The organism is Streptomyces sp. NPDC004126, from assembly GCF_050275515.1.
Classification (GTDB): Bacteria; Actinomycetota; Actinomycetes; order Streptomycetales; family Streptomycetaceae; genus Streptomyces.
In genome coordinates this window covers 63672-78822 of the sequence record NZ_JBNNPF010000038.1, presented here as the reverse complement: position 1 = coordinate 78822, position 15151 = coordinate 63672, and the positions used below count along the sequence as shown (strand labels likewise).

General features: G+C 73.7%; 16 protein-coding genes. 11 read left to right on the top strand and 5 right to left on the bottom strand.

From position 1 onward, the window contains the following. Positions 1-169 precede the first annotated feature (169 nt). Both ACQKM2_RS29505 and ACQKM2_RS29500 read right to left on the bottom strand, forming a co-directional pair. A complete protein-coding gene (locus ACQKM2_RS29505; RefSeq protein WP_427714978.1) occupies positions 170-2398 on the bottom strand; it encodes an acetate--CoA ligase family protein in 2229 nt (742 codons plus the stop codon). Between the two features lie 228 nt (positions 2399-2626). Continuing rightward, positions 2627-3778: a flavin-containing monooxygenase gene (locus ACQKM2_RS29500; RefSeq protein ID WP_427714976.1), complete on the bottom strand. Its 1152-nt coding sequence runs from the start codon at positions 3776-3778 to the stop codon at positions 2627-2629. Positions 3779-3941: 163 nt separating this feature from the next. On the opposite strand from ACQKM2_RS29500, the gene ACQKM2_RS29495 reads away from it, so the two are divergent. The 3 genes from ACQKM2_RS29495 (at position 3942) to ACQKM2_RS29485 (ending at position 5672) form a co-directional block, all read left to right on the top strand. Then, positions 3942-4712 carry a maleate cis-trans isomerase family protein gene (locus ACQKM2_RS29495; RefSeq protein WP_427714974.1) on the top strand — a complete coding sequence of 257 codons (771 nt, stop codon included), beginning with the start codon at positions 3942-3944 and terminating at the stop codon, positions 4710-4712. Positions 4713-4803: 91 nt separating this feature from the next. Continuing rightward, the gene (locus tag ACQKM2_RS29490) at positions 4804-5256 is read left to right on the top strand and encodes a DoxX family membrane protein (RefSeq protein ID WP_427714973.1); all 453 of its coding nucleotides are present in this window, start codon (positions 4804-4806) and stop codon (positions 5254-5256) included. Continuing rightward, entirely contained in the window at positions 5253-5672 is a 420-nt protein-coding gene (locus tag ACQKM2_RS29485) for a Zn-ribbon domain-containing OB-fold protein (protein ID WP_427714972.1), read from the top strand. The genes ACQKM2_RS29490 and ACQKM2_RS29485 overlap by 4 nt, the downstream gene beginning before the upstream one ends. Positions 5673-5750: 78 nt before the next feature. Here ACQKM2_RS29485 and ACQKM2_RS29480 read toward each other — a convergent pair whose 3' ends face one another. The 3 genes from ACQKM2_RS29480 to ACQKM2_RS29470 all read right to left on the bottom strand — a co-directional run bounded on the left by ACQKM2_RS29480 (position 5751) and on the right by ACQKM2_RS29470 (position 8562). Beyond that, entirely contained in the window at positions 5751-6794 is a 1044-nt protein-coding gene (locus ACQKM2_RS29480; protein WP_427714971.1) for a helix-turn-helix domain-containing protein, read from the bottom strand. 65 nt (positions 6795-6859) lie between these two features. Next, positions 6860-7537 carry a pyridoxine/pyridoxamine 5'-phosphate oxidase gene (locus ACQKM2_RS29475; protein WP_427714969.1) on the bottom strand — a complete coding sequence of 226 codons (678 nt, stop codon included), beginning with the start codon at positions 7535-7537 and terminating at the stop codon, positions 6860-6862. Between the two features lie 44 nt (positions 7538-7581). Further along, positions 7582-8562: a LuxR C-terminal-related transcriptional regulator gene (locus ACQKM2_RS29470; protein ID WP_427714967.1), complete on the bottom strand. Its 981-nt coding sequence runs from the start codon at positions 8560-8562 to the stop codon at positions 7582-7584. A gap of 277 nt (positions 8563-8839) precedes the next feature. Between ACQKM2_RS29470 and ACQKM2_RS29465 the strand changes: the two genes are divergently transcribed. From ACQKM2_RS29465 to ACQKM2_RS29430, 8 genes are all read left to right on the top strand, one after another. Continuing rightward, complete coding sequence (locus ACQKM2_RS29465; RefSeq protein WP_427714965.1) at positions 8840-9094, top strand: hypothetical protein; 255 nt, start codon at positions 8840-8842, stop codon at positions 9092-9094. Between the two features lie 65 nt (positions 9095-9159). Further along, positions 9160-10119: an LLM class flavin-dependent oxidoreductase gene (locus tag ACQKM2_RS29460; RefSeq protein WP_427714964.1), complete on the top strand. Its 960-nt coding sequence runs from the start codon at positions 9160-9162 to the stop codon at positions 10117-10119. Positions 10120-10275: 156 nt separating this feature from the next. After that, positions 10276-11301 carry a daptide biosynthesis RiPP recognition protein gene (gene mpaB / locus ACQKM2_RS29455; protein WP_427714962.1) on the top strand — a complete coding sequence of 342 codons (1026 nt, stop codon included), beginning with the start codon at positions 10276-10278 and terminating at the stop codon, positions 11299-11301. 5 nt (positions 11302-11306) lie between these two features. Beyond that, on the top strand, positions 11307-12179 hold the full coding sequence (gene mpaM / locus ACQKM2_RS29450; RefSeq protein ID WP_427714960.1) for a daptide-type RiPP biosynthesis methyltransferase: 873 nt from the start codon (positions 11307-11309) through the stop codon (positions 12177-12179). Further along, positions 12176-13480 carry a daptide-type RiPP biosynthesis aminotransferase gene (gene mpaD / locus ACQKM2_RS29445; protein ID WP_427714958.1) on the top strand — a complete coding sequence of 435 codons (1305 nt, stop codon included), beginning with the start codon at positions 12176-12178 and terminating at the stop codon, positions 13478-13480. The genes mpaM and mpaD overlap by 4 nt, the downstream gene beginning before the upstream one ends. Next, complete coding sequence (gene mpaC, locus ACQKM2_RS29440; RefSeq protein WP_427714956.1) at positions 13477-14661, top strand: daptide-type RiPP biosynthesis dehydogenase; 1185 nt, start codon at positions 13477-13479, stop codon at positions 14659-14661. Before mpaD ends, mpaC begins: the two co-directional genes overlap by 4 nt. Positions 14662-14784: 123 nt before the next feature. Next, positions 14785-14961, top strand: coding sequence for a daptide-type RiPP (locus ACQKM2_RS29435; RefSeq protein WP_427714954.1), 177 nt, complete (start codon positions 14785-14787; stop codon positions 14959-14961). Between the two features lie 73 nt (positions 14962-15034). Then, the coding region (locus ACQKM2_RS29430) for a daptide-type RiPP (RefSeq protein WP_427714986.1) at positions 15035-15151 on the top strand (117 nt) is incomplete at its 3' end.

Here is a 15151-nt window from a genome sequence, read left to right as displayed (position 1 = left end):
CGAGGCTATACATAGCCTCGCCGGCGACTGAGGCGCGGGGGTCTGGGGGCGGAGCCCCCAGGAGGGGTCCGGGCAGCGCCCGGGGAACGGTGGAAGGGCGGGTAGGGGAACAGCCCCGCGCAGCGGCACACCACCGGCCCCGCCCCGCAACCCCCGCACCCTGCGGAGCTCAGCGGCACACCGCAAGCGCGTCCAGTGCCACCGCCCCCTGCCCCCGGGGCAGCACCATCAGGGGGTTGATGTCCAGCTCGGAGAGGTCGTCGCCCAGTTCCAGCGCCATCCGCTGGACCCTCAGGACGACCTCCACCAGCGCGTCCACGTCCGCCGGCGGAGCCCCCCGTACGCCTTCCAGCAGCGCGTGCCCGCGCAGTTCGCGGAGCATCGTGCGGGCCTGGTCCTCCCCGAAGGGGGGTACCCGGACCGCCGCGTCGCGCAGGACCTCCACCAGGACGCCGCCGAGGCCGACGGTGACGGTGGGGCCGAAGAGGGGGTCCTGGGTGACGCCGACGACCATCTCGACTCCGCGTTCGATCATCTGGCAGACCAGGATCCCGTCCAGCGGGACGTTCTCGTAGCGGGCTATGTCCGTCAGCTCGCGGTACGCGTCGCGGATCTGGCTGGCCGAGGTGAGGCCGACCTTGACCAGGCCGAGTTCCGTCTTGTGGGCGAGCTGGGGGCCCGAGGCCTTCATGACCACCGGGTACCCGACCAGCCCCGCCGCGCGGACCGCCGCCGCCGCGCTGGTGACGAGCTGCTCGCGCGGGACGCGGATGCCGTACGCGCGCAGCAGCTGCTTGGCGGCGTGTTCGCTGAGCTGCTGGCCGGGCCGCATCAGGGCCTGCGCCTTGCGGTGGGAGGGGGACGGGGTGCGGGGGGCGTCGGCGAAGGGGGAGCGGTAGGCGGCCGTGAAGCGGTGGTGTTCGAGGTAGGCGCGGACGGCGGTGATGCAGTTGCCGAAGGTGCGGAAGGTGGCGACGCGGGAGGAGCCGAGGAGGGTGGTGCGGTAGGCCTCCTCGGTGCCGACGGGGGAGCCCCAGATGACGCAGACCAGCTTGTCGGTGGCTTCGGCGGCGTCGACCAGGTCCTGCGCGAGCTTGTCGCTCATCGGGGGGAAGGGGCCGGTGATCGGGCAGATCAGGACCCCGACCGACGGGTCGGCGAGGATCGCGTCGATGATCTTGCGGCCGCGCCAGTCGCCGACGGGGTGGCCGCCGTTGTCGACGGGGTTGGCGACGTTCAGGTAGGAGGGGATCCACTGGTGGAGCTCGGCCTGTTTGGCGTCCGAGAGGGTGGGGAGGGTCAGCCCGGCCTCGGTGGCCAGGTCGGAGAAGTGGGCGCCGGTGCCGCCGGAGATGGAGTACACGACGACCCCGTCGGCCCGCGGCGGGCGGGCCCGGGCCAGGAGGGCGGCGGTGTCCTGGAGCTCGTCCAGACCGTCGACCCGGATGACCCCGAACTGCCGCATGGCGGCGTCCACGACGGTGTCGGCCCCGGTGAGCTTGCCGGTGTGGGAGGCGGCCATGCGGGCGCCGGTCTCGGTGCGGCCGACCTTGACGGCGACGACGGGGACCCCGTTGCGGGCGGCGCGGTCGGCGGCGAGGAGGAAGGCGCGGCCGTCCTTGAGGCCTTCGACGTAGCAGGCGATGGCCCCGACCTCGGGCCGCTCGGAGAAGTAGGAGATGAAGTCGGAGGTCTCCAGGTCGGCCTCGTTGCCGGTCGGCGCCCAGTGGGAGAGGCGGATGCCGAGCTCCTGGAGGGTGTAGACGGGCCGGCCCTGGTGCCCGGACTGGGTGATGAGGGCGATGGCGGGGCCGTCGAGGTCCTCGCGGAACTCCTCGAAGGCGTTGAGGTTGGTGTTCGGGCCGAGCAGCCGCAGCCCGGAGCGGCGTACGGCGGCGGCCAGGCGGGCCTGGGCGGCGGCGCCCGCGTCGCCGGTCTCGGCGAAGCCGGAGGCGAAGGCGACGGCGAACTTGACCTTGGTGTCGGCCAGTTCCTCGATGACGGGGATCGGGTCCGCGACGAGGAGCACCGCGAGGTCGACCTGTTCGGGCAGCTCGGCCACGGTGGCGTGACAGGGCAGTCCGAAGACGGCGGTGCGGGTCGGGTGCACGGGGTGGACGCGGGCGCCGACGCGTTCGGCCCAGGTGATGAGCTGCCGGGTGATGCCGGTGTTGGGCCTGCCCTCGGCGTCGGAGGCGCCGATGACCGCCACGGACTCGGGCCGGAAGAACCGGTCCAGGTCGGGCACGTCGGAGTGCAGGGGCCGTCCGCTGACGTCCAGGGCGTCCGAGTCCTCGGGTGTCGCCGTGGAGTGGACGGCCGTCCTGGGGGTCTCCCCGCAGGCCTCGACGCGTGCGCGGAAGTCGGTGGTGAGGGTGCCGTGAGTAGATCCAAGCATCGCTTCGCCCGCCCTGCTCGAAGAGTCCATAGCTGACGCGTAGTCAGATTACTGAACTGACGCGCCGTCAGGAACAGGGATGCGCAGGAAAGGTGGTGGAGGTGGTGTGCTTGAACGGTGCCAGAGCCGCCCGCTCCGGTACAGAGTCCATTTCGGCCCTCCGGCCCCCGGGGCCACCGGTCCGTCCGGGCCACCGGTCCGTCCGGTCCGTCCGGCCCGCCGGGTCGTCTAGTCGCGGGAGAGTGCCTTCGCTATGCGCACCGCGTCCATGGACAGTTCGCGGAGCATCCCGCTGATCGGGTTCGTGTACCCGGTGAAGTGCAGCCCCGGTGCGTTGCGCGGTGCGCGGGGGCCGTGGGCGATGGGTCGGCCGCGCTCGTCCAGTACGTTCAGGTGGCCCACCAGCCCCTCCAGCCCGCGCCGGTAACCCGTCGCCGCCACCACCGCGTCCGGGGTGATCCGCGTACCGTCGGCCAGTACCACCTCGCCGCCGTCGAAGCCGGTCACGGCGGCCACCGGCTCCACCCGGCCCCTGCGCACGGCCTTGATCAGGCCGACGTCCTGCACCGGCACCGCCCCCTCCAGGACCCTGCTGTACAGGCCCGAGGCCGGGCGCGGCAGACCGTACGCCGTCAGGTCGGGGACGGCCTTGGCGGCGAGCGCGCCCAGCCGGTCCACGAGCCGCACCGGCAGCCTGCGCACCAGGATCCCCGTACGCTGCGCCGGCCAGCCCAGGGTGGAGCGGCGCACGAGGTGCGGAACGGTGCGCACGGCGAGCCGCACCCGCGCGGCGCCGCCCTCGGCGAGGTCGGCGGCTATCTCCGCGCCGGTGTTGCCGACGCCGACGACGAGCACGTCCTGCCCGGCGTACGGGGCCGGGTTGCGGTAGTCGCGGGCGTGCAGCAGCCGCCCGGTGTACCCCTCGCGGCCCGGCCAGTCGGGCAGTGCCGGGGTGTGGTTGTAGCCGGTCGCCACCACCACCGCGCGGGCCGCGAGCAGTCGCCCGCCCGAGGCGTGCAGGGTCCAGCCCTCCCCGTCGGCGGCGCGCTCGATCCGGGTCACCTCGACCCCCGTCACCAGCTCCAGCCCGTGGAACTCGGCGTACTTCTCCAGGTACCGGACCACGTCGGCCCGCGCGACCCAGCGTCCGAAGCGGCGCGGGATCGCCAGCCCGGGCAGGGCCGACAGCCGCCGGGTGGTGTGCAGCCGCAGCCGGTCGTAGTGGCCGCGCCAGGAGGCGCCGACCGCGCCGCTCCGCTCGACGACCACCGCGCGCACCCCGCGGGCGCGCAGCGCGGCGGCGACGGCGAGCCCGCCGGGGCCGGCGCCGATCACGTACACGGGGCGGGGCTCGGTGGAGGTCAGGTCGGGCTCGGGCATGGCCAGTGAGCGTATCGACACACGGCGTTGACGGGTCTCGGACGAGGAGGGAATCGATTGCGGATCGGTCACGGGCGTGCCCCCGCCCGGCGCGGCCCGCCGCCCGTACGGCTCGGGTGGTGACAAAATGGGACATCCGGCCCCCGAGAGGAGCGCGTGCGCGATGTGGCAGCCCGACGGGTGGGACGTGCGCGTCCGCCTCGGAGTCCTCACCCCCCACGCCGACGTCGGCCCCGAGTCGGAGCTGCGCGCCATGGCCCCGGCGGACGTGGGCCTGCACGCCGCCCGGGTGCCGTTCGCCGCGATGGGGCCCGGCGGCGAGATGGGCCTGACCGTGCCGCTCGCCCCCGTCCGGGCCTTCGCCGAGCCGCCGCACGTGGACGACGCGGCCGAGCTGCTGGCGGCCGCGCCGGTGGCGGCGATCGCGTACGCCTTCACCAGCTCCGCGTACGTGATCGGCGCGCGCGGGGAGGCGTACATGCTGGAGCGGCTGACCGAGCGCGCCGGCGGCCTGCCCGTGGTCGCCACCTGCGCCGCCGCCGTCGGAGCGCTGCGCGCGCTCGGGGTCGAGCGGCTCGCGCTGGTCGATCCGCCGTGGTTCGACGCCACCCTGAGCGACCTGGGGCGGGGCTACTACGAGGAGGCCGGCTTCGAAGTGCCGTACGCGGCCCCGTGCGGGCTGCCCAGCGGGCAGGCGCTGATCCGGCCGGACGCCCTGTACGGCTGGGTGCTGGAGCAGGTCCCCGACGCGGCGCAGGCGGTGGTCGTCGGCGGCAACGGCTTCCGGGCGGTCGGGGTGATCGAGGCCCTGGAGGCGGAGCTGGAGCGGCCGGTGCTGACCGCGAACCAGGTGCTGCTGTGGGCCGCCCTGCGCGCGGCGGGCGAGCCGGTGAAGGGGGTCACGGGCTACGGCCGCCTGTTCTCGGCCCCCTGAGCCCGGCCCCGTCGCGCCCGGCCCCTTGCGGGATCGCCGTCGATCCGCTGAACTGACGTACCGTCAGATCGAGTGGGTGGAGGGGCGAACCGTGCAGACCATCTGGCTCACCGGCGCCGAATGGCTCGCCGTGCTGCGGATAGGCCTCGGCCTGTGGTGGCTGGAGAGCTGGCGGCACAAGGACAAGAAGGGCTGGTTCGAACGCGGCACCGGCATGGCCTGGGCCGCCGACGTCGCCGGCAAGCACCGCTGGGGCTTCGTCAAGGGCGGCTTCGAGAAGGTCGTCCAGCCCCGCCCGCGGCTGATGGCGTACGTGGTCGTCTACGCCGAACTCGCCCTGGGCCTCGGCCTCGTGCTCGGCTTCCTGACCCCCGTCGCCCTCGTCGGCGGCCTGCTCCTCAACCTGCTCTACCTGGTCCTGATGATCCACGACTGGGCCGAGCAGGGCCAGAACTCGATGATGGCCCTCATCTCCCTCGTCGCGCTCGGCGCGATGTCCTGGCAGACCTGGTCCCTCGACGCGACGATCGGACTCTTCCTTTGAGCGCCGCACGGTACGACCTCCCCGAGACGGACGAGTTCACCCGCCCCTACTGGGACGCGGCGGCCGGGGGCCGTCTCCTGCTGCGCCGCTGCGCCGACTGCGGGCGCGCCCACCACTACCCGCGCGAGTTCTGCCCCTCCTGCTGGGCCGGCGAGGACCGCGTCACCTGGGAGGAGGCGAGCGGCCGCGCCACCCTCTACACCTGGTCCGTCGTCCACCGCAACGACCTCCCGCCCTTCGGCACCCGCGTCCCCTACGCGGCGGCCGTCGTCGACCTCGCGGAGGGACCCCGGATGATGACCGAGGTCGTCGACTGCCCGTACGGGGACCTCCGCATCGGCATGCCCCTGCGCGCCGCCTTCCGCGAGGCGGCGGAGGGGGTGTGGGTGCCGGTCTTCCGGCCGGAGTCGGGCTGAAGCGCCCTGGACCTCCCGGCGGCTCAGGACGGCGGGAGGAGCCGCCGGACCCCTGATTCGGGCAGGGGCCGGCAGCCGTCATCCGGAGTCGAATCTAGCCATCGGCGCGGCGTGGCGGTGTTCGTGGCGTGCCGGGTTCCTGCACTCTGCGTGCTGCCGCGGGGCGCCCAGGCAGGACGCGCGGTGCTCGGTCGGCGTGATTCCGTACGCCTCCCGGAACGCCCGGCTGAAGCCGGTGGCGCTGGTGAACCCCCAGCGGGCCGCGATCGCCTGGACGGGGTGGCCGCTGAGCTCCGCGCGGGCGAGGTCGGCGCGGGCGCGCTCCAGGCGGCTCCGGCGGATGTACGCCGCGACGGTCAGGGGCTGGTCGCCGAAGAGGGCGTGGAGGCGCCGCAGCGAGATGTGGTGCCGGTCCGCGATCGCCCGGGGGGTCAGGTCCGGGTCGCCGAGGTTGTTCTCGACGAAGCGGTGGATCCGCTGGAGCGTCTCCCGCGCACGGGCCTCGGCGGGCGCCGTGCCGGGGTCCCCGAGCTGCCGGGCGAGGAACGCGGTGGCCAGGTCGAGGGTGGCGGCCCCCAGCGCGTGCAGCTCCTCCGGGCCGCAGTGCGGGGCCTGTGCGAGCAGCGACTCCATGAAGCCGGCGAGGATCGCTCCCGACCCCGTGCCCGCGGGCAGGTTCCGTGCGAGGAGGCCGTCCAGCCGGTCCGAGCCGAGCGCCAGGGCCTGGCGGGGGATCTGCACGACCACCGATGCGAGCGTCTCGTCCGCGGACGCCGCCTCGCTCGGCCGTGAGGTGTCCGTGAGGACGAGTCCCCCCGAGACCACCGATTCGCCGCCCCGCTGGGAGATCCGGACGGCGCCCCGGGTGAGGAGCGCCAGCTGCAGGTGCTCCGGATCGCCCTGCCGGACGTGGGTCATGGTGCGGCGCGAGCTCACCGGTGAGCAGGTCACGGCGGACAGGCGCACCACTCCGAGGTCCAGATCCGTGATGCCCGCCCGGAAATCGGCCGTGTGCCGGCTGCTCAGCAGGACGGGCATCACATGGCTGGAGATGGTCTCGCAGAACCAGTCGAACCTGTCCTCGCGCGCGCCGATGACGTCGGACGCGACCAGCGTTCCCATGCGATCCCCCACACCTCGACCTGACTGGAGCCCGCCCCGGGCGCGTCCGCCCCGGGTGACGCGGCTCAGGGCCAGAGGAGTTCCCGGACCCAGCCGGCACCCCCCGCCGCCCGGCGGTAGCGCAGGCGGACGTGGCGGCGGGCGGCGTCGCCCTGGAAGAACTCCGCCTCGGCGGGCTCCAGTACGTAGCGGGTCCAGGTCGGTGCGGGGGCGTCCGGCTCGGAGCCGGCCCGCTCCCACGCCGCCGCCGAGGCCCGCGCCAGCTCCTCGGCGGAGCCCAGCACCTCGCTCTGGCGGCCGGTCAGCGCGGCCGCCAGCGCCCCGCGCGAGCGCACCGCCAGGTCCGCCCGGCTCTCCTCGGGCCCGCAGGCCACGACCCGGCCCCGGATCCGCACCTGCCGTGCCACCGCCGGCCAGTAGAAGACCAGCGCCGCGTCCGCCCGGCCCGCCAGCTGGCGGCCCTTGGCGCTCGTGGAGTGCGAGGCGAAGTGCCAGCCCCGCTCGTCGGCGTCGTGCAGCATCAGCACGCGCGCGTCCGGCCGGCCCTCGGCGTCCACCGTCGCGAGGCTCATCGTGTGCGGCTCAGGCTGCCCCGCCCGCGCGGCGTGCAGGAACCACTCCCGGAACAGCTCCAGCGGCGCGCCGGGCGCGCCCGCCGGGTCGAATCCGGGGAGCGGGACGTCCCACACCCGCAGGGAGTGCAGGACCTCGTGGAATTCGCCGCTGCTCGGGTCGCTCGTCATGCCGCCCAGGCTAAGAGGTCCCCGGGCCGGTACGGGCCGGCGTCTCAGATCCAGCCGTGGTCGCGGGCCAGCAGGGCCGCCTGGAACCGGTTCGTCGCGCCGAGGCGCTGCATCAGGTCCGCCACGTACTTGCGGTACGTGCGGACCGACACGCCGACCTCGCGGGCCCCCGTCTCGTCCTTCTCGGCCTGGTACATGGTGGCCAGCACCTTGCGCTCGATCTCGCTCAGCCCGCCCTCCGGGCCCTGCCGGGCCGCGACCGCCTCCGCCAGCGGCACCGAGTCCGACCACATCCGCTCGAACAGCGACACCAGATTGGCGACGAGGCCCGTCTCGCGGATCACCAGCGCCCCCAGCCGCGGGTTCTGCGGGTCGATCGGGGTCAGCGCCGCCGCCCGGTCGAAGACCAGCATCCGTTCCAGCGGCTTGTCCGAGATCCGGATGTCCGCCCCCATCGCCGAGATCTCCTGGAGGTAGGCCAGCGTCGGCGCGTCCTCCACCGCCGCCGGGCGCATGATCGTGCGCATCTTGATGCCCCGCCGCAGGATCCGGGCGTCCAGCGGCCGGGACGCCTCGATGCTGGCCGCGCTCAGCGCCCCGTGCGGCTGCGTGGTCAGACCCTCCTCACGGGTGAAGAAGGTCAGCTCGTCGATCACCGCCCGGACGTTGGGCGTCCCCTCCACCCGCTCGATGGCCGGCCGCTCCGACGCCTCGCGCACGGCCGGGCGTACGGCGTCCCGCTCCGCCAGCAGCGATTCCACCACCCGCTGTTCGGCCGCCACCCGCCGCAGCTCCTCCTGGAGCTCCCGCAGCCGCAGGTCGATCAGCCGCTGCACGGCGATCGCGGGCGGGGCCGGCCGGATGCTGCCGTTGTCGGCCAGGGAGGTCAGCTCCATCGACTCCAGCCGCGCGAGCCACTCCTCCACCTCGTCCACCGGCGCCCCGAGGTGCTCGGCCAGTACGGGGGGCGTGCCCTCCGTGAGGCGGAGCAGGCATCTGTACAGGTCTTCGTCCTCGGCTGACATCCCCAAGTGGATGAGGCTTCCGGCGTGCATGGTTCCCCCTTGTGATGGTGCCCCGTGTGGTCAGCACGGTGGGCTGATCATACGAACGCGGACACCGGCTGACCATGGGTAACGGAAGCGTTCCTACCGGTCTTGGTTCCCACATCCCCGCAGCTCGTCGTGCAACTTGTTGCACGCGGCGACGCAGGAAGCTGCGTCCGGAAACGCTCGAAAGCGAGTCCGGCGAACGGCAGTCTTCTCCATGTCGGAACAACGGCGAAGCACACAGGGGGAAACGATGAAGAAGAACCAGCTCGGCGGACGCACCCGAATCGCCGCTCTCACCGCGGGATTCGCGATCGCGGCCGGACTGACCTTCTCCGGGCCTTTCATCCACCCGCCGGCCCAGGACCAGCTCACCGCGTCCGGTCAGGCGGCCGACAAGGCCCGCTGCTTCCTCTCCGTCGTGGAACTCGAAGACGTCGACTTCACGAAGTGCGGGACCAAGGTGAAGCTCCCCGTCGACCGGCGCGAAACCTTCGACTGGGTTTAACAGCAGGACACACACGACACACCAAGGCCACGGAACACAAGACGAGGAAGGAAGGGAGCCGCACCATGACCACCCACTCGGTACTCATACCGTTCCTGCCGACCCGGCCCGAACAGATCCTCCCCTACGCCGGCCTCGTCCACTGGACCCAGGCGCACCGGCTCTGGCAGGGGCAGTCCCTGATGGTCGAACCCCACCAGGGGTTCGTCCACGCCGCGGGAGCCGGCTTCCGGGTCCCCGCCGGCCTGGGCGTCACGCTCATGCCGCTGCGCCACCCCTACGAGGCCGCCCTCCAGGCCCGCTCGCTGGCCCTGGCCACCGGGCAGCCGGTCACCGCGGGCTTCGGCCCCGGGGCACCCTCCCTCCAGCAGGCCCTGCGCGGGGCCCCGTACCGCAGTCCCCTGACCGCGGCCCGCGAGTACCTGACGGCCGTGCGCGGCCTGCTGGCCGGGGAACACGTGCAGATCGACGGCGACTACGTCACCTGCGACGCGAAGCTGGCGCCCTTCCCCTCCGCCCCGGTGGAGATCGGCCTCGGCGTGCTGCGGCCCGCCATGGCCCGGCTCGCCGGAGAGGTCGCCGACGTGGCGATCACCTGGCTGACCCCGGCCGCCTACCTGCGGGACACCGTCCTGCCGGCACTGCGCGAAGGCGCGGAGAAGGCCGGCCGGCCGGTGCCCAGGCTGACGGCGATGGTGCCGCTGGCGCTCGCCAGGAAGGACCGCACGGCCGGCGAGATCGCGCTGGCCAGCAACTCCGCGCACCTGGGGCTCCCGCACTACGTCGACATGCTGCGCAAGTCCGGGATCGGCATCACCGGCACGGACCGGGAGCTGGACGCGCGGGCCCTCGTCGAAGGGCGCGGATTCCTCAACGGCGACATCACGGAACTCGTCGCACAGCTGAAGGAGTACGAGGAGGCGGGCGTCGACGAAGTCGTCCTGAACGCCACCGGCGTGGCCAATTGCTACGGCCCGCAGGCGGCCTCCGAAGAACTCAGGACGATTCTGTCCGCCCTGGCCTGACCCCGGAACGTCCGGGTCCGGCCCCAGCACGGCCGGGCCCCGGTCCGGCGTGCCCGGATCCGGCGCCGATCAGGCCCCGGCCGGAGCCGTCCACCGAATCGCTTCACATCGCTTCACATCGCTTCACATTGCTTCGCATTCCTTGAAGGGGGAGTCATGGCGGGAATCAAACGGCATCTGATGCTCTGGGGTACCGGAAAGCCGGGGGCGGAGCTTTCCGCGACGGGCTCCGCGACGGTCGTCCTGGAGAATCCGGACCACCTTTCCACGCTGCTCGGCTCCGACCTCGTAGGACCGCACTCGGTGGTGTTCGCCCCCGGCCACACCCCGGACGCGGGAATTCCGGACGGCCCCGTCGTCGCCGGCTACGAGGGTTCGCTGAGCGAACCCGGCCTGGAATGCTCCCTCGGCACGGACTTCTACCTCCAGATCCAGAACTACGGAGTCAGCGCCTACATGTCCGTGGTCGGCCCGACGCTGATCCGCGTCGCCGACGACATGGACCTCGACGCCTACCTCGCCGACGCCGACCAGGCCCGGCAGGAGGGCACCTTCCCCGACTTCCTCACCAACCCCGTCATCCAGCTCGCCGACCTGCCCGCCCTCGGCGCGGGCCCGGCCGGCGACGGCCCCCGCCGCCGCCTCTACGCCGACCAGGACGGCGTCCTGTCCACCACCCCGGGCGGCGGCCGGCTCGGCGTCCTCGGCGAGGACACCCTGGAGCAGCTCGACACCCGCTGGCTCCTCGACGCCACCGCCGGCGCCGACGGCGGACCCGCCGCGGAACGCCCCTGGCTGGGCCGCTACCTCGCCGCCGTCTCCGCCGTCCGCGACCTGCGGGCCCGCGGCCTCGCCGCCGACGTACGGGTCTCCGGGTTCGGCGGCCGGCTGAACGCCGCCGCGGCCTCCGTCCCCGCCGACGCCGCCGCGGACACCGCCGACGCGCAGCTGCCGCTGCTCCTGTGGTCGGGCGAGGACGCCTTCGTCCACGACACGGCGAGCGGGCGCACCTTCGGCCTCGACCCGGTCGCCGCAGGCCTCGCCGAGGTGCTGCTCGTCGCCGGCTCGGTGGAGGCGGGCGCCTCCTACGCCGACCGGGCGGGCCTGGAACAGGTCGCCGCCTACTTCGAGGACGCCGGGGTCACCCTGCGGTCCGCCGCACTCGTGACGGCGGGGCACTGACCGCCATGACGACGATGACGATCACCAAGCCGATGTCCGACGCGGGCCACCGCGTCCCCACCCCCGCCGACGTCCCCGGACGCGCCGGCGAACTCCTCGCCTCCCTCGGCGACCGGGCCGTCCTGCGCGACCTGTACGACGAGGTCGGCGCGACCGTCTACCACGACCTCGCCGGCACCGGCACCCACGAGGTGCGCGAGCTGCTCGCCCTGGTCCGCCGCATCCCCGGCGACGTCCTCGACCTGGCCGCCGGATCCGGGCGCCTCACCCTGCCGCTGCTCGCCCTGGGCCGCCAGGTCACCGCCCTGGAACTCTCCTCCTACATGCTGGAGCTGCTCGACCAGCGCCTCGCGGCCGCCCCGCCCGCACTGCGCGCACGCTGCGTGCCCGTCCGGGCCGACATGAGCGCCTTCGACCTCGGCCGCCGCTTCGGCGCGATCGTGCTGGGCACCACCACCATCTCCCTGCTCGACGCCGAAGGCCGCACCGGCCTCTACCGGGCCGTCCGCGAACACCTGGAGCCCGGCGGCCGGTTCCTCCTCTCGACGGTCGACATGGCCGGCACCGGCGAGGGACCCGTCGAGATCGACATGGAGATCGTGACGGACAGCGGCCGCGCCTACCGCCTCTTCGAACACTGGACGCCCGACTCCGGCAGCCGCACCGTCACCCTCTTCCCCGCCGGCCTCGGCGACGGGGGCGACGGGGGCGACGGAGGCCCCGTCCAGGTGTGCACCACCACCATCGGCGTCCTGCCCGCCGGACTCCTGGAGGCCGAACTGGCCGCCGCCGGGTTCTCGGTCCGCTCCCGCCACCCGCTGCCCGCCGTCGGCGAACGCCACCACGACGTACTCCTCGAAACGGAGGTGACCCCGTGAACGACACCACGACCACGCCCCCCGGCCACCACCCGCTGTGGCCCTCCCTGACCGCCCCCCAGGACCAGGGCCGCGACGACACCTGCGCCGTCTCCGCGCACGGCGTACGCGTCCGCTTCGCCGACGGCCGGGAACTCCTCGACGGCTCCAGCGGCCTGTGGAACACCAACATCGGCTACGGCAACGAGGCCATCGCCCGCGCCGCCGCCGAAGCCCTCCGCGAAGCCTCGTACCTCTCCGTCTTCCGCTACGAGAACGCACACGCCCGCCGCGCCGCCGAAGCCCTCGTCGAAGCGGCCGGGCCCGCCCACTACGGCCGGGTGCTGTTCTCCACCTCCGGCGGCGCCGCCAACGACCTCGTCATGAAGGTCGCCCGGCACTACCACGCCCTGCGCGACGAACCCCGCCGCAAGGTCGTCGTCGGCCTGCGCGGCAGCTACCACGGCCTGACCTTCGGCAGCTTCGCCCTCACCGGCGACGACCTCGGCCAGCAGCTGTACGGCGTCGACCAGCGGTTCGTCCGCCACGTCGCCCCCAACGACCCCGCCGAGCTGAACGCGCTCATGGCCCGCCAGGGCGCCCAGATCGCCGCCGTCGTCGTCGAACCCGTCCTCGGCAGCGGAGCCGTACCCCTCACCGAGGAGTACCTCGCCGAACTGCTCCGGCTGCGCCGCGAACACGGCTTCCTGCTCGTCGCCGACGAGGTCGCCACCGGTTTCGGCCGCACCGGCAGCCTCTTCGCCTCCCAGCAGTGGGCCGAACAGCCCGACCTGCTCGTCTCCTCCAAGGGACTCACCAACGGCACCAGCGCCGCCGCCGTCGTCATCGCCTCCCGCCAGGTGGCGCAGGCCTTCACCGACGCCGACGCCATGCTCACCCACGGCGAGACCCAGGCCGGCACCCCCGTCACCTGCGCCACCATCACCGCCACCCTCGACGAGATGCGCCGCCTCGACGCGGTCGCACTCGGCCGGCGCCTGGCGCAGCGCCTCGACACCGAACTCGACGCCCTCGTCGCCGGCCACCCCCGGGTCGCCGCCACCACCGGCCTCGGCTGCTTCCGCTCCGTCCGGCTGTGCGACCCGGACGGCACCCCCTTCCCGCAGGACCAGGTCCACGCCCTCGTCCGCGCCATCCGCGACGCCGGCGCCATCGTCCACCCCGGCGTCAACGGCATCCAGCTCTTCCCCGCCCTCACCTACACCGACGCCGAACTCACCGAACTCCTCGCCGCCGTCACCGCCGGACTGGACCTCCACCTGGCCCGCACCGCCGCCCCGGCCGCCGAGGCCCTGGCGTGAGCGCCGGCTGGCACGCCCCGGCCCAGCAGCTGATCGGCTGCGACAGCCTGGGCGCCTGGTTCACCGGACGCCCCGAACGACGGATCACCGTCCTCGTCGACCCGGCCGTCGCCGCCGCCCCCGTCACCGACCGCGTACGGACCCTGCTCGCCGGGGACCGGTACGAGACCACGGTGCTGGAGCTGTCCGGCCCCGGCGACCTGGACTCCGTCGCCGCGCTCGCCGGCCGGGTCGCGGACGCCGAACTGCTCGTCGGCATCGGCGGGGGCTCCCTCCTCGACCAGGCCAAGCTGGCCGCCCTGATCCGGACCAACCCCGACGCGTACGCCCGCCTCACGGTGCCGCAGCGCAGCGGACTGCTGGTCCTCGGCCACACCACCCGCCGCGGTCTTCCGCTGGTCGCCGTACCCACCACGGTCGGCACCGGCACCGAGTCCAGCGGCGTCGCCTGCCTCGGCTACCCCGGCCACGGGAAGCGGCTGGTGATGGGCACCGCACTGAGGCCCAGGGCAGCCGTCCTGGACCCGGTCGCCACCGCCACCCTCGACGACGAACTCGTCGCCGAAGGAGTCCTCGAAGCACTCCACCGCGTGGTCAGCCCCTACGTCGGCGACCACGGGGACCTGCCCACCGAGGACGCCCTGGTGGAGACCATCGCCGAACGGCTGGTGCTGCTGGGACACGAGGTGCGCGCCGCGCGCCGCGCCGGCCGCCCCACCGACGACCGGCTGCGGCTGGAGATCGCCAAACTCAGCGGCCTCAGCCACGCCGAATGGGCCCACCTCGGCCGCGACCTGTACGCGGTCAAGGGCTGGCTCATCGCCAACGAGCTCTCCTCCGCCCTCGGCGTGCGCAAGATGACCGCGGTCGCGGCGATCCTCCCGCACCTGTGGCGGGCCATCGCCGCCGGCGAGGCACGGCTCGGCTCCGCCGACCGGCTGCACCGCCTGTGGTCCCGGCTGCGGGCCACCGACCCCGGGAACCTCCCCGCGGACCCGGCGGCCGGCATCGAAGCCCTCGCCGACTCCTGGGGGATCCACCGCGACATCAGCGCGGGCCCCGACCGGCTCGCCGAGATCGCGCACCGCACCGTCCGCGCCTGGGGCGCCGGACTGCCGATGCTCGGCGGCCTGCGCACCGACGACGTGTACGGCCTGCTGGCCGACGCCGCCGCGGCCTGACACCGGCCCGGCACCACGAACTTCCGCACCCGCAGGCAACGCCGCGAGGTGCGGACGGGAGCACGCCTCCCACACAGCACGTCCCACGCCCTGATCAACCCGCACGGAACAGGAGTACCTCTCATGCAGGACAACCTCGCGATCGAGACCTTCCCCGCCCTGGAGCTGGGCATGCAGGAGCTCGAGGCCATGGAGGCCCCGGGCTGGTGGACCGGTATCGGCGTCAGCGCCGGCGTGGTCGTCACCTCCGCCGCCGGCTACGGCTCGTACGTCGCCTCCGCGGCCCTCATCGCCACCTGAGGTGCCCGTACCGCGCACGGCGGTACACCCCGCACTTCTGACTGACCAACCCACACGGAAACAGGAGAACACCATGCAGGACAACCTCGCGAACGAGACCTTCCCCGCCCTGGAGCTGGGCATGCAGGAGCTCGAGGCCATGGAGGCCCCGGGCTGGTGGACCGGTATCGGCGTCAGCGCCGGCGTGGTC

What these genes read in the sequence shown, in the direction of transcription:
- mpaM (WP_427714960.1), top strand. Translation starts at nt 11,307, where the DNA reads ATGACGACGATGACGATCACCAAGCCGATGTCCGACGCGGGCCACCGC.
- ACQKM2_RS29475 (WP_427714969.1), bottom strand. Translation starts at nt 7,537, where the DNA reads ATGACGAGCGACCCGAGCAGCGGCGAATTCCACGAGGTCCTGCACTCC.
- ACQKM2_RS29435 (WP_427714954.1), top strand. Translation starts at nt 14,785, where the DNA reads ATGCAGGACAACCTCGCGATCGAGACCTTCCCCGCCCTGGAGCTGGGC.
- ACQKM2_RS29470 (WP_427714967.1), bottom strand. Translation starts at nt 8,562, where the DNA reads ATGTCAGCCGAGGACGAAGACCTGTACAGATGCCTGCTCCGCCTCACG.
- mpaB (WP_427714962.1), top strand. Translation starts at nt 10,276, where the DNA reads ATGGCGGGAATCAAACGGCATCTGATGCTCTGGGGTACCGGAAAGCCG.
- ACQKM2_RS29505 (WP_427714978.1), bottom strand. Translation starts at nt 2,398, where the DNA reads ATGCTTGGATCTACTCACGGCACCCTCACCACCGACTTCCGCGCACGC.
- ACQKM2_RS29460 (WP_427714964.1), top strand. Translation starts at nt 9,160, where the DNA reads ATGACCACCCACTCGGTACTCATACCGTTCCTGCCGACCCGGCCCGAA.
- ACQKM2_RS29495 (WP_427714974.1), top strand. Translation starts at nt 3,942, where the DNA reads ATGTGGCAGCCCGACGGGTGGGACGTGCGCGTCCGCCTCGGAGTCCTC.
- ACQKM2_RS29500 (WP_427714976.1), bottom strand. Translation starts at nt 3,778, where the DNA reads ATGCCCGAGCCCGACCTGACCTCCACCGAGCCCCGCCCCGTGTACGTG.
- ACQKM2_RS29480 (WP_427714971.1), bottom strand. Translation starts at nt 6,794, where the DNA reads ATGGGAACGCTGGTCGCGTCCGACGTCATCGGCGCGCGCGAGGACAGG.
- ACQKM2_RS29465 (WP_427714965.1), top strand. Translation starts at nt 8,840, where the DNA reads ATGAAGAAGAACCAGCTCGGCGGACGCACCCGAATCGCCGCTCTCACC.